Source organism: Lacrimispora sinapis (genome assembly GCF_043633585.1).
Classification (GTDB): Bacteria; Bacillota; Clostridia; order Lachnospirales; family Lachnospiraceae; genus Lacrimispora; species Lacrimispora sinapis.
On record NZ_CP141832.1, the window covers coordinates 636,776 to 658,458 of the forward strand.

The following is a 21,683-nucleotide window of genomic DNA, read 5'->3' on the forward strand; positions in this document are numbered from 1 at the left end:
CACTTTATACTGATTTCGATATTTCGTCGGAAGGAATGTCAATAACGGAACGTACTCTATAAAATCGTTTTTATTTTGTTTCAATAAAGATTTTTTTAGAAGGATGTTGATTTAGAGTTCCACTGGAAGGCGACTGATGTAAATGATAAAATTGAACGGATTTCAGGACATTTAGATAATGCTTTAGGGAACCTCAATGATTGATTGAAATCTACATATGAAGAGCTGGAGTGTAGAGCTAAGAATAATAGTTATGAAATTTATCATGTACAAAAAGAAGGGTATGGAGTCACGATATCAAATACGCTGGAAATTTATAATGCTGTGTCTTTTATGAAGTCCTTGTTGGAAAAGGATAAAAAAACTTGATGTCGATAATGAAAACAGGAGGTAACACAATATGATGATTGGAAAAATGAATTCACAAAATAAAGGTATTTCCATCGCTGCAATAAATCAAAGTATTGCACACAAAAACGAGGCGATAACAGGAAAAAAGCAGGAGGTAAAGATATCAGCGGTTATTTCTCCGGTTGGGAAGAAACAAAGTATGTTGCAGCAGCTAATGAAGCAAAAGCAGGACTTAACTGACAGAATGAATTCACTGTCTGCTTCTGCTCTTGAAAAGGGTACTGATGTTAAGAGTACTATGGAGGAATACCGTAAGCAATTAGAAGCACTTAATGAGCAGATTTTAAAGATGCAGATGGAACAGGAAGATAAGGAAGACGATGAAAAAACCGGAGTTTATAAAAAGCCAAAGACTAAAGCAGAAGTTGAAGCACAAAAAATGAAGGATATCATGAGTTTGTCTTCCAGCAATAAACAAGTTGAAATAGTATCTTCTGCTAAGGAACAAATGGATGGGAAAGCTAATGTCCTAAAAGCAGAAATTAAAACCGGAAATGGAAATATTAAGTCAAAGATGGAAAAGGTGGCGGAACTGGAGAGCAAATCGGCCAATTTGTCTTCTGATATAGGAAAAAGATTAGTGGATGTAAATGATGGAATTGCAGATATACAGGATAGAACCGTAGAGGATGAGAATGTTGCGGAGCCATCTGATACCTCCCAACATACAGAGGCTATAAAAGAATTAAGAAATGAAAGTGATTCAACAGCAACAGATAAAAGGGGATTGCTCAACAGCGATAAACAGGTTGAAGGTAAGTAAACCTCTGAGAGCGTAAAATTTCTTGTATCCCGAGAGTAAACAACTATCTGGAATTATCAGGAAAAAATCGGGTATACTATGAGTACCGACGGAATAAGGAAATCATTAAGATGGTCAGACAATTGTTGTGAACTGTCTGACCGTTTTTCTTTATAGATATTCATTTAAGCGTTCCCGATACAAAAGCATTAACTGGCTGAGTACCACTTCCCGGTTCTGTTATCAGATGGCTGTTGCATAAGGGTAGTTCTTTCCCAGTCTCCAGTTCGGATAGGGCCAGTTTTTTTGTAGGAGCCTTATAAACTGCCTTGAAATTCGCTGCAAATTTTTCTAATATCTTTATAGGATACATATCTAAAAAAATTACGCAGCATATGAATAATATACCGTTGTACTTCTGCCTGGGATTAAACGGCATAAATTGTTTCTTTAAAACCGGCAAGCCGAGTCGATACTTAAATTTTCATAATCTTCCTCTGAGTTGAGATGCTGGAAAATGGTTAATAGAACACCGTTATCGCGCCGCTAAAAAAACGACTGTATACAGTTTTCCATGAACCAAATCGTTTTGTTACGTCTTGCCATGTAGTTCCGTTTCTGGCAATCCACAAAATTGCATTGAACATAAGACGGCGATCAATAGGGGGGCTTCCGGTCTTATCAATTGGAAATAAATCCTTTATTCGATTCCACTGTTCATCTGATACTTCATATCGTTTTTGCGCCATAATAATTAACTTCAAGTTATTTTTTTATATTTTAGCTAAAACTTGGTTTTATGGAACTTTTAGTTTTCAGACACACCCTAATAAATAGGATTTTAACAGTCTAATATTCATTTGAACCATAAATGGTCTGATAAAACTAATTTTTAATGATTAAATTTATAATGTTGGCCTAAGCCGGTGGTATTGACTATAGCGGCTTCCGTTTCCTCCGGTACAGGTTTGGGCGGAACAAAGTTCTCCGGGATACCGAAATCTCTCATATCATAGATCCGGTCGTATTCTTTTGTTTCCTGGTTTTTCAGCGTTTCCGAACGGTTCATGGAAAGGAATTTTGTCAGCTCATAGCAGCTGATCCAGATTTCATTGTTTCCTTCTTTCTGAGACTCGTCAAAAATAAGCTGAAGTCCAAAATGGAGGTGAGACTGGTTGATGTTATTGGTATTTTCCGTCCGGCTGTAACCGGTCCGGCCCAGATAACCGATGACATCTCCGGCGGTGACGATGCTGCCCTGTTTTAAAGATTTATGATAAGGGTAATTTTTCCTCAAATGTGCGTAATAATAATACCGTTTTCCATCAAAGCTCCGGATTCCCAGCCGCCAGCCGCCGTACTGGTTCCAGCCAATGGCCTCCACGTATCCGCTTTCCACTGCGATGATTGGAGTTCCCACCTGCCCCATCATATCATGCCCAAGATGCTGCCGTTTGTAGCCGTAGGACCGGGCAACGCCGAAATCATCAAAATCATTGTAGGGAAATCCCTTTGCAATCGGGGAATAGCCCTTTAACCCGTATTTCTTGACCCAAACCTTATCCGGGTCCACGGAGCCGTCCGGCAGAAGGGCAGGGGTGGCGTAAAGAGGAGCATTTTCCGAGGGGATCTGAATCTCATAGCTTCCGACCAGGCCGTCCAGAACCGCACCGTAGGCTTCTCTATAATAAGGATAATACTTCATTTTTTCCGTCAGTTCTGCCATCGTCTTTCCGGATAAAAGCTGTTCTGCCAATGCGTCCAGATCCTTTGTGGAATAACGGGAAAACTCTCCGCCGTATTTGGCACCCAAATAGGCCAGTAAGTCCACCCAGTTTAAATGAGGCTCCGACTGACAGGTATTTACATCATAACGGAACGCTTCCTGCATCGCCTTGGCGGTTACTTTAAAATCCACCCATTTAATATATTTTTTTGCTTCTGAGGAGCTGGCTTTTCCGTCCTGATTGACCACCGGAAATGAGAATCCTCCGCCTGGAGATATAAAGAAGAGAGAAACCAGCAGAAAGGTCAGAATGATGACTTCTATGTAAATGATCATGCGATGTCTGGATAGTTCAGAATGGTTCAAACTAATATTAAATGGGTTCATAGAGATTCTCCTTGTCATTCCTTTAGACATACAAGTGAAAAGGGAAAGCAGCTCTTTAAGGCTTTCCCATATAAGATATGCAGAAAGTGTGAAGAATATGACGAAAACTGGAGTCTGCCTTCATATTGGAATTTCAGGAGGTTCATGCTATACTTGAAGTATGGAATTGGTACGGAAGAAGGGAACCGATCCCGTACCGGAAAGTGAGGGGTTATCATGAATGATTTTGAGTATTGTGTACCTACCAGGGTGTTATTCGGACGCGGCACTCACAGAGAGGTTGGAGCAGTAGTAAAAGAATACGGGTTTAAAAAGATACTGGTCCATTTTGGCGGGGGCAGTGTGAAAAAGAGCGGTCTGCTGGACCAAGTCACCGCTTCTTTAAAGGAACATGGAATTGAGTATGTGCTGCTTGGAGGAGTAAAACCCAATCCGACCCTATCCTTAGCAAAGGAAGGTATGGAGCTTTGCAGGAAAGAAAAGATTGAATTTATTCTTGCTGTGGGAGGAGGAAGCGTTCTGGATTCCGCCAAATGCATCGCAGACGGAGCCCTAAATCCGGACATAGATCCGTGGAAATTTTTCTTAAAGGAAGCAGTTCCGAAAAAAGCACTTCCTCACGGCAACATTTTAACCTTGTCCGCATCAGGAAGTGAAACAAGCTTATCCTGTGTCATTACCAATGAAGACGGAGGATACAAACGAGGGTTTAACAGCCCGACCCACCGGCCTTTGTTTGCGATCCTGAATCCGGAACTGACGTTTTCCGTAAGCAAATTTCAGACAGGCTGCGGGACCGTAGATATTATGATGCATACGCTGGAGCGGTATTTAGGTGGTTCTACAAAGAATACACCTCTGACAGACCGCATTGCAGAAGGGCTTTTGGTCTCTGTCATGGAAGCTGGAGCTGTGGCGGATAAAGATCCAGAGAATTATGAAGCAAGGGCTACGCTTATGTGGGCCGGAAGCCTGTCCCATAATGGTCTGACCGGCCTTGGCAGAGATTACATGATGCAGGTCCACCAGATGGAACATGAGCTTTCCGGTCTATATCCCGCCATAGCACATGGAGCCGGACTTTCCGCTCTCTTTTGTTCCTGGGCCAGATACGTGTGCGGGGAAGACCCCATGCGGTTTGCCCAGCTTGCCGTTCGTGTGATGAAGGTGGAGATGGATTTTGAAGATCCCATGAAAACTGCATGGAACGGAATCAAACGTTTGGAGGAATTCTTCCAGAGTCTTTCCATGCCGGTCAGCTTAAGAGAGCTTCATGCCTCCATTAAAGAGGAGGACTTTGAAACGATGGCAGAGAAATGTTCCTCCCACGGAACCAGGACCTTACCTGGAATCAAGGCCCTGGGGAAACCAGAGATGATGGACATTTATCGACTGGCTTTTTAGGAATGGATCAGACAGAGGGGGCTTTTGCCCCCCCTTTTTTTATCTGTAACAGCCCATTTTGCAGATATTTGTCACGAACGCTTTGGCTTTGCTCTTTTCTTTATCCCTGCAAAAGGGCATGTGAATGGATACCATGGTGATCGCATTCTGGGGGGGACGGGTCATATAGGTGGAATTGCAGATAAAACGGAAATTAATCCCCCTGGTTTCCTGAGTGGCTACCAGATAGGGTTTAAAGGTTGTGCCCCTCAAGTCTCTGGTCGCTTCATGAAAAATCGCTAAGTCTCTGCAATCCACATCCCGGTAAGGGGTAAAGTTGCCTGAGCAGCTCATATAAGAAACTCCTTTGCCTGTTCTATTGTTATATCATATGCACGATCAGGGACGAGGGGCACACCAGGAGCGTTCTTATAGGGCAAGAGAAATGATTTCTCCGTCATCCGGAACAAAAAGGTTTCCGTGATAGAAAGTAGTTCCCTCTTTCCGGTAGCGTTCTTTCCGGTGGGAAAGGTCGGAATCCTCCGTATGCCAGAGAACCAGGTTTTCTACCTTTATCTCCTCTGCAAGCAGGCAGGCATCCTTAACGGTGCTGTGATGCTTTTCGTAAGGCTTGAACAGCTCCCTGTCCTCATATAAGCAGAAGGCTTCATGGAGGAGCCAGCTGCAGTTTTCCACATACATAGAGCAGGCTTTGTTATAAGGCTCGTCCCCGCAGAAGGTAAGACGTTTTCCGTTTTCCAGCGTTAGGGCAAAACCGTATTGTTCTGCCTTGGTGGAATGGATATCAAAAAAGGTAACATCAGTTCCAAGGATGTTCCTGGTCTCTCCGTCGGAGACGGAGTTTAATAGAATGCGTTTGCCGATCAGTTCATAAAATTTGCCCTGCAGCGTCAGACGGCAAAGGGTATCAATGACAGGAACCAGCCGCTCATGGCAGTAGATCTGGAACGCCCCTTCGTATTTACCGGCTTTCATTCCGGCTCCGATCATACGGACCATCCAGATCACACCCAGAATGTGATCCGTATGCTCGTGGCTGACAAACAAGTGGTGGATACGGGATAAATCCACGTTCATCTCATTTAATATGTGCAGGATTCCATTGCCGCCTCCGGCATCAGTCATAAAATATTCATCGCCCTTTTTCAAAGCAAAACAGGTGTTATAACAATTGGTCACGGCTGCATTTCCCGTTCCGAAAATATATAATTGTTCCATCATGTACTCCTTTTTTGTGCGGGGGTTTTCTGTTTTCCTAAAATATGGTACTATAAGAAGCGTACAAAAGCAACAGTACATCAGGAGAGGAAGAACGTACGATGAGAGATTTAGCATATCTGAAACTGATGGCAAGGGAGTATCCAACCATTAAAGCCGCATCCAGCGAGATCATCAACTTGACGGCGATTCAGGGTCTGCCAAAAGGAACCGAGTATTTTTTCAGCGATTTACATGGAGAACATGAAGCCTTTATTCATTTATTAAAGAGTGCCTCCGGTGTCATCCGGGAAAAAATCACAGAAACCTTCAGTCACATTATGCCTGAAAAAGAGGAAGTGGAGCTGGCGAATTTGATCTATTATCCGGAGAAGGTGTTAAATCAGCTGCAGTGTACCAATGCCGCAGACGATGAGTGGCAGAGAGTAACCATTTACCGCCTGGTGCAGATCTGCAAGGTGGTATCTTCCAAATACACCAGATCCAAGGTCAGAAAAAAGATGCCGGCAGAATTTGCCTATGTCATAGATGAACTTCTCCATGTGGATTATAATGATGATAATAAGCGTGTATACTATAGTGAAATCATACGATCTATCATAGATATTGAGGTGGGAGATAAATTTATTGTGGCGCTGTGCGAGCTGATCCAGAATCTGACCATTGACTGTCTGCACATCATCGGGGATATTTTTGACCGGGGTCCAAGGGCGGATATGATCATGAACGAACTGCTTCAGTTCCATGATGTGGATATCCAGTGGGGAAACCATGACATCTCCTGGATGGGAGCGGCCACCGGGAATCTGGCATGCATCTGCAATGTGCTGCGGATCGCCATCAGCTATAACAGCTTTGATGTGCTGGAGGACGGCTACGGCATTAATTTAAGGCCATTATCCATGTTTGCCGCCAGAGTTTACCGGAAGGATTCCTGTAAACGGTTTATTCCCCAGATTCTTGACGAAAATATTTATGACTCGGTGGACCCGGGGCTTGCAGCCAAGATGCATAAGGCCATTGCCGTCATTCAGTTCAAGGTAGAAGGCCAGATCATCAAACGCCATCCCGAATACGAAATGAATGACCGCATCCTGTTAGAGTCCATTGATTATAAACGGGGTGTGGTAACGGTAGAAGGAAAAGAATATCCTCTGGCTGATAGCTTCCTGCCTACGGTCGACCCCAAAGATCCTTTAAAGCTTACGAAGGAAGAGGAAGAACTGCTTCGTGCCCTGCAGCTTTCCTTCCTTCACAATCAGCTTCTCCATAAGCATGTCCGTTTCCTGTATTCCCACGGAAGCATGTATAAATGCTATAATTCCAATCTTCTTTATCACGGCTGCATTCCCATGAGGGAAGACGGCAGTTTTGAAGAACTTCAGATAGACAACCAGTCTTACTGCGGAAAAGCGCTTATGGATCATCTGGACAAGAAGGTCCAAAACGCTTATTTTATGCCGGAGGATTCCCCGGAGTGCGCAGACGCCAGAGACTTTATGTGGTATTTGTGGTGCGGCGCCAAATCTCCGGTTTATGGGAAAGGGAAGATGACCACCTTTGAGCATTATTTCATTGATGATCCGGAGACTTATACGGAACCTATGAATCCTTATTACCGTCTCAGCGTGAAAGAAGAATACTGCGATAAGATCCTGGAAGAGTTCGGTCTCCCAAAGGAGGGCTCCCATATCATCAACGGTCATGTGCCGGTGAAAATCAAGGAAGGAGAATCCCCGGTAAAGGCTGGCGGGAAACTGTTCCTCATTGACGGAGGTCTGTCAAAGGCCTACCAGCCAAAGACAGGGATCGCCGGCTATACCCTTATTTATAATTCCAATCATCTGGCTCTGGCCGAGCATAAGCCCTTTCACCCGGAGGAGGAAAGCACGCCAAGGGTATCCGTAGTGGAAAATGTAAAGCACCGGGTCATGGTAGCGGATACGGACAAAGGGGCGGAGCTGGCAGAACGGATTGCGGATTTGAAAGAACTGGTAGCCGCATACCGGGAAGGAATCCTGAAGGAGAACGTAGAATAGTCCGGCATCCGCTGAAATTTAATAATTTTTTCAGAGATGGTTTATTTACGAAGCCGTGCCCGGATGGTACAATAGTCGGAGTGATTTACTAAATTGAAGGAGGCTCAGATGAGCAAACAGGAATTTTTACAGCGTCTAAGGGAAACTTTAACCGGTGAAGTTCCCGGAAACGTAATTGAGGAAAATATAAGGTTCTATGAAGAATATATCAGTACGGAGGCGAGGAAGGGCTCTGAAGAAGAGGTCATTGCTTCCATCGGTGATCCGAGACTGATTGCCAAGACCATCATTGAGGCCAGCGAGAATGCTTCTGATTCCGGGAATGCTTATTATGAGTCTTACTCAGGCCCCAGACAGAATGGGTATGAGGACCCGGAAGATTTTGGGCGTCATATGCATTACATCGACTTTAACAAGTGGTACTGGAAGGTTTTGGGAATTGGCGTGCTTATCTTTGTATTCTTTCTGTCCGCCACGATTCTTACCGGGATTTTCAGCCTTTTGATGCCTCTTGTTGGACCTCTGCTTTTGGTACTTCTGATCGTCTGGTTTGTAAGGGGAATGAAATAATTTTGTCAAATATTATTCATAATACCATTTAAATATTACAGAAATGTAACGGCAGTTGCGGCGGTGATTCGTCATAACTGCCGTTTTTACTTGACAATGTTAAGAAATGATTATATAATCAAAAAGTAACAATTATGTAACATTTGATTAATTCTTTTCTGTATGGACACAAATCAAGTAAAACAGGAGAATCAATATGAGGAATAAAAAGTGGAAGGTGTTTGGGCTTTTGGGGCTATTGGCAGGACTTGGCTTTGTATCACCGGAAAAGACATATGCGGCGGAAATCCCAGTAGAAACCAGCACGGCACTTTATGCAAAGCTGGATGCACCTGTTTCTGTCTTTCACGCAGCAGAGCCAGACGGCACCATTCTTTTAAAAACCGAAGAAGGAAAGACTTATGAAGTGGAGGAACCGCCGAAGGATGGCTGGGTGAAGATTCGCATTCCGGATGGACAAGGCTACATAAAAAGCAGTTCTGCAACCTTAATTGAAAAGTCTGTGGAAAAGGTGGACAAGGCCGCATTGAAGCGGCAGGAAGTGCTGGATTATGCCCTGCAGTTTGTGGGCGGCCGTTATGTCTATGGCGGTGTGAACCCGAATACCGGAGTCGACTGTTCAGGATTTACCAGATACGTGCTTGGGAAAGCGGCAGGAGTGAACATCAGCCACAGCTCCAGAACCCAGTCTGCACAGGGACAGCCTGTAAGCTATGAGAATGCCCGCCCCGGGGACCTGGTATTTTATGGAAAAAATGGTTCAATTAACCATGTGGCCCTTTATATGGGAGACGGAAAAGTTGTTCACGCTTCTACAGAAAAGACAGGTATTATCGTAACAAACGTCATGTACCGCAAGCCTGTAAAATTTGTCAGCGTTTTAAATTGAAAAACAACGAATTTGGTGCAGTTTTAAATAATACTTGACGAAAAGATAAAATAAATGTATAATTACCGTAATGAATTTAATAATTATGTAACATTTGAAAACCAAAAAGTAAAAAGAGGAGCAGATTTCCCGATGATGAAAAAAACATGGAAAACGTTAGGCCTTATGGCTTTTTGCAGCGCAATCGTACTTGCAGGACCTTCAGATGTAAAAGCAGATGAGATTTCAGGACCAGGACTCAGTTATGGCAGCTATTTAGTCACAGTTCATTCAGATAAAGTAACAATCAGTAAAGATGAAGATGGAAACGAAGCTTTGATGACCGCATCCAAGGGGTCTTCCTTTGAAGTTCTGGAAGACATGGGCGACGGATTCGTTAAAGTGAAGGTAAATGATACATACGGCTATTTGCCGGTCAAAGGCAATGCGACCGTGACTGAGACCGATGAAGAGACATTAGCGGCTCTGAAAGATCAGAAGAAGGTGGAAGAAACCGTTGATTTCAGACAGAGTATTGCAAATTTTGGATTGCAGTTTGTAGGCGGACGTTATGCATATGGCGGAACTGATCCTCACACCGGAGTGGATTGCTCCGGATTTACAAGATATATTATGAAGCACGCGGCAGGGATTACCATCAGCCGTTCCTCTGGCGGACAAGCTGCCCAGGGCAGAGCCATCAGTGCAGATCAGATGCGCCCCGGCGATTTGATTTTCTATGGCAATGGCAGGTCCATCAACCACGTTGCCATGTACATCGGCAACGGCCAGGTGGTTCATTCTTCTACATACAGAACAGGTATCAAGACTTCCCCATGGAATTATCGGACACCTGTGAAAATCGTCAATATTTTAGGCGACTAATGATAAAGCGGATAACAGGATTTTGAATAGGGTAAGGACCTTCGGCAGGGATTGCTGAAGGTCCTTTGTAATTTCGGAAAAGGCAGGATTGATTTATCTAAACCTGGGATACTTCTGACTTACAGCGTCTGTTTGCAGGAGTCAACGGTCACTTCCAATACTCTGGTCAAAAACGGACGTTTTTTCTTCATCATCTCATAATGTTCCCCTTCTTTTAAAAACTCTGCAGTTCCTTCCAATAAAAATCCGGTTCCCATGCTTCTATATCCCATAACTTCTTTGCTTCCCAGAGTCAGCTTTACCTTTGGATTTGATTTTACATTTTTTTCGGTTTTTATCATGGAAGCCGAAGGGATTAAGATTTTATTGTCCTCTGTTATTTCTAAATAATGGTTCCATGTATTGACTACATGTGCTTCATTATCCGCACAGCTTACAATGGATACCACACCTTCATACTTTAATACCTCTAAAAATTTTTCTGGAAACATCAGTTACCTCCTATTTGGCGACTTGATATATCGTCGATTAATATTGTCTTTAATTATAATACTCTCATTTGAATTCCATGTCAATGCTTTTTTCCATAATTGCAGATAATTTTTGTCTTGTATTCAGCCCTGCCATCCATTATGATAGAGACATATCTGGGTGAAAGGAGAAGGAATCAATGAAATTTTCAATTGGAGTCGAATATGCATTGCACTGTCTGCTCTATATGATAAACATAGAAAAAGGAAAATCTGTTGGCATCAGAGACCTGGCGGCGTTTCAGGGCATTTCGGAAAGCTATTTATCAAAGGTCTATGCAAAGCTTGGGAAATCCGGGCTTATTAAGTCTGTGCCGGGAGTCAAGGGCGGATATGCTTTGGCCCGTGAGCCTGAAGACATTACGTTTTGGGACGTTGTGGAAGCGGTAGAAGGAAAGGAAGCATTTTTTCAGTGTGCAGAGATCCGGCAGAATACGATGTTACACGAGAAAGACAGGTTATCCGATTCTCCCCCCAAATGTCCTTGTCTTATAAAGGTAGTAATGGACCAGGCGGAAAATGAAATGAAGAAATATCTGGAGCAGAAAACATTGGCCTGGCTGCATCATCAGGTATATACGAATATTTTATCGAAGGAAGCGACAGAAGCCATTGATCTGTGGTTTAGAAAAGAATGAGGAACCAAGAAGAAATGACGGTAAAAGCAGAAGAATAATCAGGGTCGAGCAAGAAGGGAAAAAGCCGGATAGGGGAGCTATCCGGCTTTTTCCGAGGGGAGTATAAATAATTAATAAGGCTGAGGAAAGTGAACTCCTCACATTAATTATAATATAGCCTTGAAAAAAAGCAAAGTTATTTTTTATTAAGGATTTGTTATGATTCAAGATTATTATTATTTTTAATCCATAAGGGGCTTTCCCTATCAAAATAAGTATGGAGCTGTGAATGAGGACATAACCTGTTGATAAAGGAAAAATAAATGGTAGATCTGGTTTTTTTCCAAATTTTTAAATTAAAATATTCGTATAATCTATTCGGATTTTGCCATACTAGTCCATGTAACAAAAAACATCAACAGGAGGTATTAATTATGTCCAGAAACAGCTACAACGATAACTACAATGATATGGATAACTCTTCCAGAAATTTCCGTGACATGAACCAGAACAACAACCAGAACAACAACCAGAACAACAACCAGAACAACAGCCAGAACAACAGCCAGAATTACAGCCAGAACAACAACCAGAACAACAGCCAGAATTACAGCCAGAACAAGAGCCAGGATAACAGCCGTAATTCAAGCCGTGACTCCAGCCGCGATTCAAGCCGTGACTCCAGCCGCAACAAAACAAACTAAATTTTATAAAAGAACAGAAGTAAAAAAGCGTGGGAAAGAGACTGCCGGTCCTTTCCCGCGTTTTTTGTATCCAACCACCGCGTCCATGTGAAGTTTCGCAATCTGGAAAAAATGGAATATATTATTACTAGAAAGGACAGGTGAAAATATGTTCCAGACGATCCCGATTTGGGAAATTGATAATTATATTGATTATAATGATAATATCATGATCATAGATCTCCGAAATAGACAGTCCTACCGGAAATCCCATATTAAAGGAGCTGTAAATCTTCCGTATGAAGAGATGGACAGCTGGATCAACTCCCTTCAAAAGGATAAACTTCTCATTTTTTACTGTGCAAGGGGCGGACAAAGCATGATGGTCTGCAGGAAATTAGAGCCTTATGGATACCAGGTGTTGAATATTGCCAATGGAATCGCATATTACAGGGGAAAATATATGGTTTGGGGATAGGTAAATTCATTGACAGAAACACCTCCCTGGCTTTAAAATATATCTATTATATACAGAAGGAGAAATAGCTTATGAAATATATGATTGCTTCTGACATCCATGGCTCTGCTTTTTATTGCAGGCTTCTGTTAGATGAATATAAAAAATCTGGCGCAGACAGGCTGCTTTTATTGGGAGATATTCTTTATCATGGTCCGAGAAATGATCTTCCCAAAGAATATGACCCCAAAGCAGTTATTTCCATGTTAAATGGATATAAGGACCAGATTTATTGTGTTCGTGGAAACTGTGATACAGAAGTGGACCAGATGGTGCTGGAATTTCCGGTACTTGCAGATTATGCCCTGTTTGTGATCAATGGTCTTACGGTCTATGCGACTCACGGCCATATTTTTAATAAGGATCATCTGCCGCCGGTAAAAAAAGGAGATATACTGCTTCATGGCCATACTCATATCCTGACTGCGGACAGTGAGGGAGATATCACCATTTTAAATCCCGGTTCTGTTTCCATTCCAAAGGGCGGTAATCCGCCTACCTATGCCACATTGGAGAATCAGACCTTCCGCATTCTGGATTTTGAGGGAAATGTGCAAAAAGAAATGAACTTAGGAGAATAAGGTGAAAAAAACATTTGAACTGATCGCCCCCTGCCATTTTGGTATGGAAGCGGTATTAAAAAGAGAGATAACGGATTTAGGATATGATATTACTGCGGTAGAGGATGGAAGAGTGACCTTTCTTGGAGATGATGAAGCGATTTGCCGTGCCAATGTATTTCTTCGCACAGCTGAACGTGTTCTTTTAAAGGTAGGAAGCTTTCAGGCAGAGTCTTTTGAAGAACTTTTTCAGAAAACCAAGGCCATTGCATGGGAGGATTATATTCCCCAGGACGGAAAGTTCTGGGTTGCCAAGGCTTCTTCCATAAAAAGCAAGCTCTTCAGCCCTTCGGATATCCAGTCCATTATGAAAAAAGCTATGGTGGAACGGATGAAGAAAGCCTATGGCGTGGAATGGTTTGAGGAAAAGGGGAGCAGTTATCCGCTTCGTGTATTCCTTTATAAAGATCAGGTGACGGTTGGAATTGATACATCCGGGGATTCTCTGCACAAAAGGGGGTACCGTACCTTGACCAGCAAAGCTCCCATTACGGAAACCCTGGCAGCGGCCCTTATTATGCTGACTCCATGGAATAAGGACCGTATTTTAGTGGATCCGTTCTGCGGAAGCGGTACTTTTGTCATTGAGGCAGCCATGATGGCGGCCAATATGGCACCGGGTATGAACCGTTCCTTTCTGTCCGAAGACTGGAAGAATTTAATTCCCAGGAAATGCTGGTACGATGCCATGGATGAGGCCAACGATCTTGTGGACCAAGAGGGGAAAGTGGATATCCAGGGATATGACATAGACCCGGAGATTATAAAAGCAGCCAAGTCCAATGCGGAAGCGGCTGGAGTGGACCATATGATCCATTTTCAGCAAAGACCGGTCAGTGCATTGAGCCATCCGAAAAAATACGGCTTTCTCATAACCAATCCTCCTTATGGAGAGCGTTTGGAGGAAAAGAAAGACTTACCGGAGCTGTACCGCCAGATCGGAGAACGCTATAAAGCGCTGGATGCATGGTCCTTGTATATGATAACGGCTTATGAGGATGCAGAAAAATACATCGGCAGAAAAGCGGATAAAAACCGGAAGATCTATAACGGTATGATGAAAACTTATTTTTATCAGTTTATGGGGCCAAAGCCACCAAAAAGAAAACCAGGAGATTCATTTGAAAAATAAAAAATGGATTGCCTTTTTGTTTTTTACGGTCTTTCTTTTAACGGGCTGCCGGTCTGCACAGCCAATCCCTGATTCTTCCGGCAAAGAAGTGAAGCCTTCCCAGGAGACCGGTGTTCTTCCGGTATTCTACGATGGAAGAAAAGAGGGAAGAGTTCCGCCGGTGAAAAATCAGGGGACCCTTGGTACCTGTTGGGCATTTGCCTCTCTTCAGGCCCTGGAAGCCAGTCTCTTACCAGAAGAATCCTATGATTTTTCTGAGGATCATATGTCACTTGGCAATGGTTTCAGTATTCCCCAGGAAGAAGGGGGAGAATTTACCATGTCACTGGCTTACCTCCTTTCCTGGAAAGGGCCTGTGCTGGAATCGGATGATCCCTACGGAGACGGAATATCCCCGGTGGGATTAAAAGCCGTAAAGCACGTCCAGGAGGTCCAGTTGATTCCCGGAAAAGACTATGAAAAAATCAAGCGGGCTGTCCTTCAGTATGGCGGGGTTCAAAGCTCTCTCTATACCTCGATGACCGACGAAAACAGCCGGTCTTCCTCTTATAATGAGGAGGCTTATGCTTATTGCTATATCGGTTCTCAGCCTCCCAACCACGATTCTGTGATCATTGGCTGGGATGATGCCTACCCAAAGGAAAATTTTCATGAAGATGTGAACGGAGACGGAGCATTTATCTGTTTAAACAGCTGGGGAAAGGGCTTTGGGGATCAGGGATATTATTATGTATCTTACTATGATTCCAATATCGGAATGAATAATCTGGTTTATGCTGCGGCGGAGGAGCCGAATAATTACGATCACATTTATCAGTCCGACCTAAGAGGCTGGGTGGGCCAGCTTGGATACGGGGAGGATACGGTGTGGATGTCCAATGTTTATGAGGCAGAGAACAATGAAACGTTATCGGCAGTGGGCTTTTATGCTACGGCTTCCCGGACAACCTATGAGATTTATGCGGTGCCTGCTGCAAAAGACCGGGAGGCAATCATTAATGGCGGGGATTTTGACCGGAGAATACGTTTGGCAGAGGGCAGCTTTCAAAATGCCGGATTTTATACGGTGGCCCTGCCCGAAGGAGCCGGGAAAGCGGTGGAACTGAAAAAAGGGGAGCGTTTTGCAGTTGTTGTAAAGATCACCACCCCGGATACGGTCCACCCGGCAGCAATTGAATACGATGCGGGAGATGGACGTACCTTTGCAGACCTTTCCGATGGGGAAGGGTATATCAGTGCAGACGGGGGAAACTGGGAGAGCGTGGAGGAGAAACAAAACTGCAATCTATGCCTGAAAGCGTATACGAAAGACCGATAGAATTGGGAATAAAGGAGAGAACAAATGAACGAGGGGATAATTGTTTTTGCAACCGGCAACGAGGGGAAAATGCGGGAAGTCCGGGAAATTTTAAAGGATCTGGGAAGGAAGGTCCTGTCCATGAAAGAGGCAGGAGCCAACCCCCATATTGTGGAAGATGGATCTACCTTTGGGGAAAACGCAGAGATAAAGGCCAAAGCCGTGTGGAAGGAAACCGGGGGAATCGTACTTGCAGATGATTCCGGTCTGGTGGTGGACTGCTTAAACGGGGAACCGGGGATATACTCCGCCAGATACATGGGGGAGGATACCTCTTACGAAATTAAAAACCAGAATATTTTAAACCGTGCAGCCAGGGCAGCCGGAGCAGAACGCAGCGCCCGGTTTGTCTGTAATATAGCGGCAGTTCTTCCGGATGGAACCGTTCTTCATACGGAGGAGACCATGGAAGGATTTTTGGCAGACAGTCCGGCTGGGGGAGATGGATTTGGCTATGATCCTATTTTTTATGTTCCGGAATTTTCTATGACTGCTGCAGAGCTTACCATGGAACAGAAAAATAAAATCAGCCACCGTGGAAAGGCATTGGAAGCCATGAAATGGAAGCTTATGGATTTTTACGGGAGGAAATAGGATGAGAGTACTGATTGTCAGTGATACCCATCGCAAGGACGAGAATCTTTATAAAATCATGAAAGAGGAAGGGCCCTTTGATATGCTGATCCATCTGGGAGATGTGGAGGGCAGTGAAGATAAGATCGCCGGCTGGGCCGGGGAGGACTGTCAGGTTCATATGGTGCTTGGAAATAATGATTTTTTCTCGGACCTGGACCGGGAGAAGGAAATAAACATCGGAAAATACCGGGTATTGCTTACGCATGGACATTATTATAATGTTTCTCTTGGTGTGGAACGGCTGGAACTGGAGGCAAGGGAACGGAATCTGGATATCGTTATGTACGGTCATACCCACAGGCCCTTTTATGAGGTACATAATGGGGTCATTATCTTGAATCCGGGGAGTTTGTCTTATCCGCGGCAGGAGGGGAGAAAGCCTTCCTATATGATTATGGAGATTGATGATGAGGGGGAAGGGAGGTTTATGCTTAATTTTTGCGGGGGATGAGAGGGAAAAGAGCCAACAGGGGGACCTGCCTTCGCCGGGGTTTCGGCAGGAGGGTTTCTAAGGCCGGAAGGGTGCAAAAAATGCGGGATCGGAAACACTTCGTCCGAATTTCTGAAGGAAATTCGCACTCAGGGTTTCCTTTGGGAATTGGCTTTGAAGCCAATCCCAACCCGCATTTTTTGTACCCTTCCAACCTAAGAAACTCTAACCTGCCTGCAAACCGGCGCCGGCATGTCCCCCTGTTGGCTCTTTTCCCGGCGGGCGTGTTGGCGGAGGACAAAAGAGCGGCGGGTAATTTTGATGAGTTTGATTTAGGGGGTATAGGTAAATGTTTGAATGAATTTTATTATTTCCAGCCTTTGGGGAGGTAGTTGAGGGTGTTTGTGATCATGTCGTCGGCGAGGGATTTGATCTCGGCTTTGGTGGCGCGGCCTTTTATGAGAGGGTCGGCGGCAAATGCCTCGTAGACCAAGGAGCGGTCGCAGGTGAGGGCGGCTGTTAGGATTCGCTGGTGGTTGGCTACGTGGGGGCTTATTAATTCCAGGAGGTTTTCCGGGAGGGAACCGGCTTGGATTGGTTTGATGCTGTCACGGGCGAATACAGCGTTGGTTTCTACAATGGCGTCTTTGGGCAGATTTGGGATCTGCAGACTGGTGTTTGGGATGTTGACGTTGCTGATGGTGCGCGCAAGGCCGCAGAGGGACTTGATTAATAGGATTCCTTCTTCGCCGGAGGGGGTGATCTGCATCTCTTCTTCTCCGTTTACCAGGCGTTGGCTTTTTGCAAGGCGGGTTTTTAAGTCCTCTTTTCTCCAGGCTACGGTGGTTAGGCCAAACTTCCAGCTTTTGACTGTTTCCGGGTCTTTTAGGTATTCTGCTCCGGGCATGAATTCGGCAAGGTGGCGGTCTCCGGCGGCGGCTATGAATCCGTAGCGGCAAAATAGGTCAAATTTTACACGGTGCGCACATTCAAATGTACTGTTTGCCCAGTTTTTGTCTGGTTCGTTGTAGCCTTCTTCGTAGTGGGTTTTAATGTAATCCTGGTATACGGGGAATAAATCAATTCCTTTATAGGAAGCCTGGTCAAACCAGGTAAAGTGGTTGATTCCAAGGACGTTTACGTGAATGTCATGGCGGTCGATGTTTTTTAGACCCAGTTCTTCTTCACAGATCCCTTTTAGGACTTTTTGGGTGCCGAATACTTCGTGGCAGCATCCGAAGGCTTTGATCTGGGGAAATACGTGGTAGAGGGTTTTTACACATAAGGACATGGGGTTGGTGTAGTTAATGACCCAGGCCTCTGGTGCGTACTCTTTGATGGCTTCTGCAATGGTCACGAACATGGGGATGGTGCGCAGGGCACGGATCATTCCGCCTGGGCCTGCGGTATCGCCTACGGACTGGTAGATGCCAAGTCTTTCGGGAAGGTGGACATCGGATTCCATTTCGTCAAAGGTTCCCGGAAGAATAGAAATAACTGCAAAGTCACATCCGGTCAGTGCTTCTTCTAAGGTAGCGGAAGTTTCGTAGTTCCATTTTCCGATGGTGTATTCTCTGCTAGTCAGCTTATTTCCAATGATTTCATTGCTCTTTGCGGCGGACTCGTCAATGTCGTATAAACGAATGGTTCCGCTCAATGAGTCGTCCAGGGATAAATCGGTCATAAAGGTCCAGGCCCAGCCTCTGGAGCCGCCGCCGATGTAGGCGATTGTTAAATCTGTAACTTTGTTGTCAGCGTATTTCATGTGGGTTCCTCCTGTAATATGCAGCTGTTTTTCGGTGCTTCCTTGTGTTCTATATTGCATATTATAAAGTATTATAGTATTATAATTCTTATATAATTGGTGCTTTTTTTGATGTAATCGTACTTTTGGCTACTAACATGGAGGGCGGAATGGAAAAAACAGTTTTTTCAGAAAGCGGGGAGGGAATCGCCATTGATGAAGTGGTAAGGGATCAGGAATATTCCATGACTATGAAGCATTTTCATGACACGTATGAGCTGTATTTTCTTTTGGAAGGAGAGCGGTATTATTTTATTGAAAAGGAAACGTATTATGTGAAGGCGGGAGATATGGTTCTTGTGAACCGGGAACAGGTCCACAAGACAAGCCAGGCGGGGAGTGGAAAACATGACCGGATACTGCTTCAGTTAAATGGAAGGGTTTTGGAACCGTGGCTGAAAGGTGCAGGGGTATATTCTCTGGAAAAGATATTTGGGGATTATTACGGTGTAATAAAGCTTTCGGAAATGGAATGGGGGGAGATGAAAAAACTTCTGCTGGGGGTCCGAAAGGAGCTTAAACAGAGGGGAGAACGGTATGAGATCATGATTCGGTTGATGCTGTCTCAGATCCTTTTGATGATCTATCGAAACCGGAAAAGGAATGTGCTCAAGGAGATAACCCCTACGGTGCAGACCGCCAAACACGGGAAGGTTCATGAGGTGGCCGAATACTTAACGGTCCACTGTGAAACAGGGGAAAGCTTAGAGGAGCTTGCGGAGCGGTTTTTTATCAGCAAATCCTATTTAAGCAGAATTTTCCGGGAAGTAACAAGTTTTTCTGTCAATGAATACCGGAATCTGGCGAGAGTCAGAAAGGCCAAGGAGCTGCTTGCAAACAGCGCTTATTCCATTACGGAGATTTCCGATATACTTGGGTTTGAAAGCGTTACTTATTTTGAACGGGTTTTCAAAAAACATGCAGATACGAACCCGTCCAGATATCGAAAAATGGGGGAAGAGCAGAATAACAGCTCTTCCGGTGTTTTTTAGGCGAAGCTTGCAGAGTTTTTTCGGGCCAATTCGTGAAAATATCTGCTGATACGAAGGACCGCATCATGATCCTTTTCCTTATCCAGGAATCTGCAGGGCTTTTTGTCAACCGTTCCGCTGTAAGTCAGGACTGCTTCAATATTCCCCAATTGTTCATAAAGCCTGCGAAGTTTTAGACTTTCTTTGTCATTTGGATCTATTAAAGAAATTCCATAATAGAATCCGAGAGCGGTACCAAATTCAAGAAGCGGAGATGATTGTTTCAAAGAGTGTACCAGGGACATGGTTCCCAGTACCCGTTCATTGTGCTGGAGTTTCCGGATGGGGTCCCGTCCGACCCGCTCGACAGGGTCTTTAAAGGAAAATCGGCAGCGCTTAATAAAGTTTTTTGTAAATCCGTTCATATAATCCTCATAATCAGGATTTTTTTCCAGGAGAGCTGGTTTGATTTCCTTTTCCATAAGACTGTTTACGAAATCAAGGATTCTTTCATCTCCCATTCCCTGTCCGATGGTCTTATAGCCCAGAATTGCAGAATACCAGGCGATCATGGCATGAGTACCGTTGGAAAGCCGGTTTTTAATTACCTGCATCTGGCTGATATCTTCCATGACTTTTACCTGACGGAGATGGGGAAGAAGCGGACTGTTCCCGCCGGCATAAAGGGGCATATCCGGTTCACTGTTAAACAATACCAGACTTACTTTGGAAAGTTCTGTTTGAATTGCAGATATGTCTTTTAACATTCGTGTGACTCCTTTTAGGCTGATCACCGGTTTGTTTATATTTTCCGTATCCGGGACAGATTCTCTTAGAGAATTAAGCTTTCGCTGTATCTGTTTTAACAGTTCCTCTTTCGGGCAGGCAGAAACCATCCGGTTTACAACGGTTTCACAAAAATAAGTCTCATCAAGGACTTCATTGGCAGTTTCTTCTGAAACAATCTCCAGAAGCGCTTTTTTGATCTGCTTTTTTACAAAGGCAGCAGCATGAACTTTATTTAATATGATTAAAATGGTCAGCGGCTCCAGATTGGCCTTTTTTCGTGCAAGCAGTCCCTGGGCTGTCATTGCCGCCTGTTGTTTTATGGCACTTTCAGGAAGGCATAAGGCCATAATATCTGCTTCCAGATACATGGAAACCATCTGGTCTTCCTGGTCGATATCAATCAGGGAGACATTCCGGATGGTCTGCTCATAGGCGAGACTTTCATAGTTGACCTGGTAGGAATGGAATGCATTTACCATGTTCCTTAGTTCCGCATTTCTGGTGGCTCCGATGATCTTGCCGGGTCTCGTATATCCATCCCAATGGGAAAAAACCTGGGCAATGTATCCGCCGCCGATGGCACCAAAGCCGTGGATACCGGCAGTAAGAGGGTTGTTGTTTTGAGGGAAATGTTCATTGAGAGTTGGAAGGGAATATTTCTTTGTATAAGGACGCAGATCCTGCAGAAATTGGTTCATATCTTCATAGCAAAGCCATGCTTTTTTCTTAATCTCCGGCCGGGCTTCTTTAATATCTTTTATATAGACCGGAAGGCCGTTTGCTGAAGCTGCGGCTAAAAGGCCGTTTTCAGAATCTTCAAAGATCAGGCAGGTTTCCGGCTGGCAGTTGATGCCGTCGGCCGCCTTTAAAAATATCTGGGGATTCGGTTTTCCTTTGTCTACTTCATCTCCGCAGATTACCACATCAAAGTATTTAAAAACATCTGCATCTCTTAAGTATTCCTCTGCGATGGCTCTTTTACTGGAGGTGGCAACTGCCAGCAGAACTTCATTGCGTTTCAAACGTTCTAAAACTTCAATCAGTCCGTTTTTTACAGGAACGCCATGCTCTTTTACATAAGATAATTCCAGTTCATCAGCTCTTTTTCGGATTTCCTCATAAGGGTAATCCGGACCGAATTCTTCTTTCGCCAACTTCTGGGCAGAAACAGAACTGAGTCCCAGAGAGTCTAACAGCAGCTGCGTTGGCATGGCTTTTCCGTATTGTTCCAGTGAGGCTTCGTTTAAAACCTTCATTCTGAGCCGCTCTGTATCAAACATGGTGCCATCCATGTCAAAAATCGCAGCAGTGATATCTTTATCTATTAATTTCATCATGTGCTCCTCC

At 44.3% G+C, this 21,683-nt stretch carries 22 protein-coding genes and 1 pseudogene; 15 read left to right on the plus strand and 8 right to left on the minus strand.

Annotated elements, in window-relative coordinates; translation table 11 throughout:
* The first annotated feature begins 400 nt into the window (after positions 1-400).
* Complete coding sequence (locus VIG27_RS02910) at positions 401-1,174, plus strand: hypothetical protein (RefSeq protein WP_394525065.1); 774 nt, start codon at positions 401-403, stop codon at positions 1,172-1,174.
* Between the two features lie 244 nt (positions 1,175-1,418).
* Here VIG27_RS02910 and VIG27_RS17750 read toward each other — a convergent pair.
* From VIG27_RS17750 to VIG27_RS02920, 3 genes and pseudogenes are all read right to left on the minus strand, one after another.
* A pseudogene (locus VIG27_RS17750) lies at positions 1,419-1,617 on the minus strand (transposase); the annotation flags it as partial.
* Between the two features lie 57 nt (positions 1,618-1,674).
* A complete protein-coding gene (locus VIG27_RS02915) occupies positions 1,675-1,902 on the minus strand; it encodes a transposase (RefSeq protein WP_394525067.1) in 228 nt (75 codons plus the stop codon).
* Positions 1,903-2,045: 143 nt separating this feature from the next.
* A complete protein-coding gene (locus VIG27_RS02920) occupies positions 2,046-3,266 on the minus strand; it encodes a M23 family metallopeptidase (protein WP_394525068.1) in 1,221 nt (406 codons plus the stop codon).
* Between the two features lie 216 nt (positions 3,267-3,482).
* Between VIG27_RS02920 and VIG27_RS02925 the strand changes: the two genes are divergently transcribed.
* Positions 3,483-4,670 carry an iron-containing alcohol dehydrogenase gene (locus tag VIG27_RS02925; protein ID WP_394525070.1) on the plus strand — a complete coding sequence of 396 codons (1,188 nt, stop codon included), beginning with the start codon at positions 3,483-3,485 and terminating at the stop codon, positions 4,668-4,670.
* A gap of 39 nt (positions 4,671-4,709) precedes the next feature.
* Here VIG27_RS02925 and VIG27_RS02930 read toward each other — a convergent pair whose 3' ends face one another.
* On the minus strand, positions 4,710-5,003 hold the full coding sequence (locus tag VIG27_RS02930; RefSeq protein ID WP_394525073.1) for a hypothetical protein: 294 nt from the start codon (positions 5,001-5,003) through the stop codon (positions 4,710-4,712).
* Positions 5,004-5,078: 75 nt separating this feature from the next.
* Complete coding sequence (locus VIG27_RS02935) at positions 5,079-5,888, minus strand: MBL fold metallo-hydrolase (protein WP_394527382.1); 810 nt, start codon at positions 5,886-5,888, stop codon at positions 5,079-5,081.
* Between the two features lie 101 nt (positions 5,889-5,989).
* Here VIG27_RS02935 and VIG27_RS02940 point away from each other — a divergent pair, with 101 nt between their 5' ends.
* From VIG27_RS02940 to VIG27_RS02955, 4 genes are all read left to right on the plus strand, one after another.
* Entirely contained in the window at positions 5,990-7,927 is a 1,938-nt protein-coding gene (locus VIG27_RS02940; protein WP_394525076.1) for a fructose-1,6-bisphosphatase, read from the plus strand.
* 108 nt (positions 7,928-8,035) lie between these two features.
* Positions 8,036-8,497, plus strand: coding sequence for a DUF1700 domain-containing protein (locus VIG27_RS02945; RefSeq protein ID WP_394525078.1), 462 nt, complete (start codon positions 8,036-8,038; stop codon positions 8,495-8,497).
* A gap of 196 nt (positions 8,498-8,693) precedes the next feature.
* Positions 8,694-9,386: a C40 family peptidase gene (locus tag VIG27_RS02950; RefSeq protein ID WP_394525079.1), complete on the plus strand. Its 693-nt coding sequence runs from the start codon at positions 8,694-8,696 to the stop codon at positions 9,384-9,386.
* A gap of 132 nt (positions 9,387-9,518) precedes the next feature.
* Positions 9,519-10,250: a C40 family peptidase gene (locus VIG27_RS02955; protein WP_394525081.1), complete on the plus strand. Its 732-nt coding sequence runs from the start codon at positions 9,519-9,521 to the stop codon at positions 10,248-10,250.
* A gap of 119 nt (positions 10,251-10,369) precedes the next feature.
* Here the strand turns inward: VIG27_RS02955 and VIG27_RS02960 are convergent, their stop codons facing one another.
* Positions 10,370-10,741, minus strand: a complete 372-nt coding sequence (locus VIG27_RS02960; protein ID WP_394525084.1) for a pyridoxamine 5'-phosphate oxidase family protein — start codon at positions 10,739-10,741, stop codon at positions 10,370-10,372.
* A gap of 179 nt (positions 10,742-10,920) precedes the next feature.
* On the opposite strand from VIG27_RS02960, the gene VIG27_RS02965 reads away from it, so the two are divergent.
* The 8 genes from VIG27_RS02965 (at position 10,921) to VIG27_RS03000 (ending at position 16,793) form a co-directional block, all read left to right on the plus strand.
* Positions 10,921-11,418: an Rrf2 family transcriptional regulator gene (locus tag VIG27_RS02965; protein ID WP_394525086.1), complete on the plus strand. Its 498-nt coding sequence runs from the start codon at positions 10,921-10,923 to the stop codon at positions 11,416-11,418.
* Between the two features lie 413 nt (positions 11,419-11,831).
* Entirely contained in the window at positions 11,832-12,101 is a 270-nt protein-coding gene (locus VIG27_RS02970; protein ID WP_394525087.1) for a hypothetical protein, read from the plus strand.
* 148 nt (positions 12,102-12,249) lie between these two features.
* Positions 12,250-12,558 carry a rhodanese-like domain-containing protein gene (locus tag VIG27_RS02975; protein WP_394525089.1) on the plus strand — a complete coding sequence of 103 codons (309 nt, stop codon included), beginning with the start codon at positions 12,250-12,252 and terminating at the stop codon, positions 12,556-12,558.
* Positions 12,559-12,629: 71 nt separating this feature from the next.
* Complete coding sequence (gene yfcE, locus VIG27_RS02980; protein WP_394525090.1) at positions 12,630-13,178, plus strand: phosphodiesterase; 549 nt, start codon at positions 12,630-12,632, stop codon at positions 13,176-13,178.
* Between the two features lies 1 nt (position 13,179).
* Positions 13,180-14,349 (plus strand): class I SAM-dependent RNA methyltransferase, encoded by a 1,170-nt coding sequence (locus tag VIG27_RS02985; RefSeq protein ID WP_394525091.1) that lies wholly within the window; start codon positions 13,180-13,182, stop codon positions 14,347-14,349.
* A complete protein-coding gene (locus VIG27_RS02990; protein ID WP_394525092.1) occupies positions 14,339-15,667 on the plus strand; it encodes a lectin like domain-containing protein in 1,329 nt (442 codons plus the stop codon). Before VIG27_RS02985 ends, VIG27_RS02990 begins: the two co-directional genes overlap by 11 nt.
* A gap of 24 nt (positions 15,668-15,691) precedes the next feature.
* Positions 15,692-16,300 carry an RdgB/HAM1 family non-canonical purine NTP pyrophosphatase gene (rdgB, locus tag VIG27_RS02995; protein WP_394525097.1) on the plus strand — a complete coding sequence of 203 codons (609 nt, stop codon included), beginning with the start codon at positions 15,692-15,694 and terminating at the stop codon, positions 16,298-16,300.
* A 1-nt stretch (position 16,301) separates the two neighbouring features.
* Positions 16,302-16,793, plus strand: coding sequence for a metallophosphoesterase (locus tag VIG27_RS03000; protein ID WP_394525098.1), 492 nt, complete (start codon positions 16,302-16,304; stop codon positions 16,791-16,793).
* Positions 16,794-17,139: 346 nt separating this feature from the next.
* Here VIG27_RS03000 and VIG27_RS03005 read toward each other — a convergent pair whose 3' ends face one another.
* Positions 17,140-18,537, minus strand: a complete 1,398-nt coding sequence (locus tag VIG27_RS03005; protein WP_394525099.1) for an alpha-glucosidase/alpha-galactosidase — start codon at positions 18,535-18,537, stop codon at positions 17,140-17,142.
* Positions 18,538-18,686: 149 nt separating this feature from the next.
* Between VIG27_RS03005 and VIG27_RS03010 the strand changes: the two genes are divergently transcribed.
* Positions 18,687-19,568, plus strand: a complete 882-nt coding sequence (locus VIG27_RS03010; protein ID WP_394525101.1) for an AraC family transcriptional regulator — start codon at positions 18,687-18,689, stop codon at positions 19,566-19,568.
* Here VIG27_RS03010 and mtlD read toward each other — a convergent pair.
* Positions 19,565-21,673, minus strand: a complete 2,109-nt coding sequence (gene mtlD, locus VIG27_RS03015) for a bifunctional mannitol-1-phosphate dehydrogenase/phosphatase (protein WP_394525102.1) — start codon at positions 21,671-21,673, stop codon at positions 19,565-19,567. The genes VIG27_RS03010 and mtlD overlap by 4 nt on opposite strands.
* Positions 21,674-21,683 lie beyond the last annotated feature (10 nt).

Coding starts and splice junctions, on each gene's coding strand:
- VIG27_RS02910 (WP_394525065.1), top strand. CDS start 401: ATGATGATTGGAAAAATGAATTCACAAAATAAAGGTATTTCCATCGCT.
- VIG27_RS02915 (WP_394525067.1), bottom strand. CDS start 1,902: ATGGCGCAAAAACGATATGAAGTATCAGATGAACAGTGGAATCGAATA.
- VIG27_RS02920 (WP_394525068.1), bottom strand. CDS start 3,266: ATGAACCCATTTAATATTAGTTTGAACCATTCTGAACTATCCAGACAT.
- VIG27_RS02925 (WP_394525070.1), top strand. CDS start 3,483: ATGAATGATTTTGAGTATTGTGTACCTACCAGGGTGTTATTCGGACGC.
- VIG27_RS02930 (WP_394525073.1), bottom strand. CDS start 5,003: ATGAGCTGCTCAGGCAACTTTACCCCTTACCGGGATGTGGATTGCAGA.
- VIG27_RS02935 (WP_394527382.1), bottom strand. CDS start 5,888: ATGGAACAATTATATATTTTCGGAACGGGAAATGCAGCCGTGACCAAT.
- VIG27_RS02940 (WP_394525076.1), top strand. CDS start 5,990: ATGAGAGATTTAGCATATCTGAAACTGATGGCAAGGGAGTATCCAACC.
- VIG27_RS02945 (WP_394525078.1), top strand. CDS start 8,036: ATGAGCAAACAGGAATTTTTACAGCGTCTAAGGGAAACTTTAACCGGT.
- VIG27_RS02950 (WP_394525079.1), top strand. CDS start 8,694: ATGAGGAATAAAAAGTGGAAGGTGTTTGGGCTTTTGGGGCTATTGGCA.
- VIG27_RS02955 (WP_394525081.1), top strand. CDS start 9,519: ATGATGAAAAAAACATGGAAAACGTTAGGCCTTATGGCTTTTTGCAGC.
- VIG27_RS02960 (WP_394525084.1), bottom strand. CDS start 10,741: ATGTTTCCAGAAAAATTTTTAGAGGTATTAAAGTATGAAGGTGTGGTA.
- VIG27_RS02965 (WP_394525086.1), top strand. CDS start 10,921: ATGAAATTTTCAATTGGAGTCGAATATGCATTGCACTGTCTGCTCTAT.
- VIG27_RS02970 (WP_394525087.1), top strand. CDS start 11,832: ATGTCCAGAAACAGCTACAACGATAACTACAATGATATGGATAACTCT.
- VIG27_RS02975 (WP_394525089.1), top strand. CDS start 12,250: ATGTTCCAGACGATCCCGATTTGGGAAATTGATAATTATATTGATTAT.
- yfcE (WP_394525090.1), top strand. CDS start 12,630: ATGAAATATATGATTGCTTCTGACATCCATGGCTCTGCTTTTTATTGC.
- rdgB (WP_394525097.1), top strand. CDS start 15,692: ATGAACGAGGGGATAATTGTTTTTGCAACCGGCAACGAGGGGAAAATG.
- VIG27_RS03000 (WP_394525098.1), top strand. CDS start 16,302: ATGAGAGTACTGATTGTCAGTGATACCCATCGCAAGGACGAGAATCTT.
- VIG27_RS03005 (WP_394525099.1), bottom strand. CDS start 18,537: ATGAAATACGCTGACAACAAAGTTACAGATTTAACAATCGCCTACATC.
- VIG27_RS03010 (WP_394525101.1), top strand. CDS start 18,687: ATGGAAAAAACAGTTTTTTCAGAAAGCGGGGAGGGAATCGCCATTGAT.
- mtlD (WP_394525102.1), bottom strand. CDS start 21,673: ATGATGAAATTAATAGATAAAGATATCACTGCTGCGATTTTTGACATG.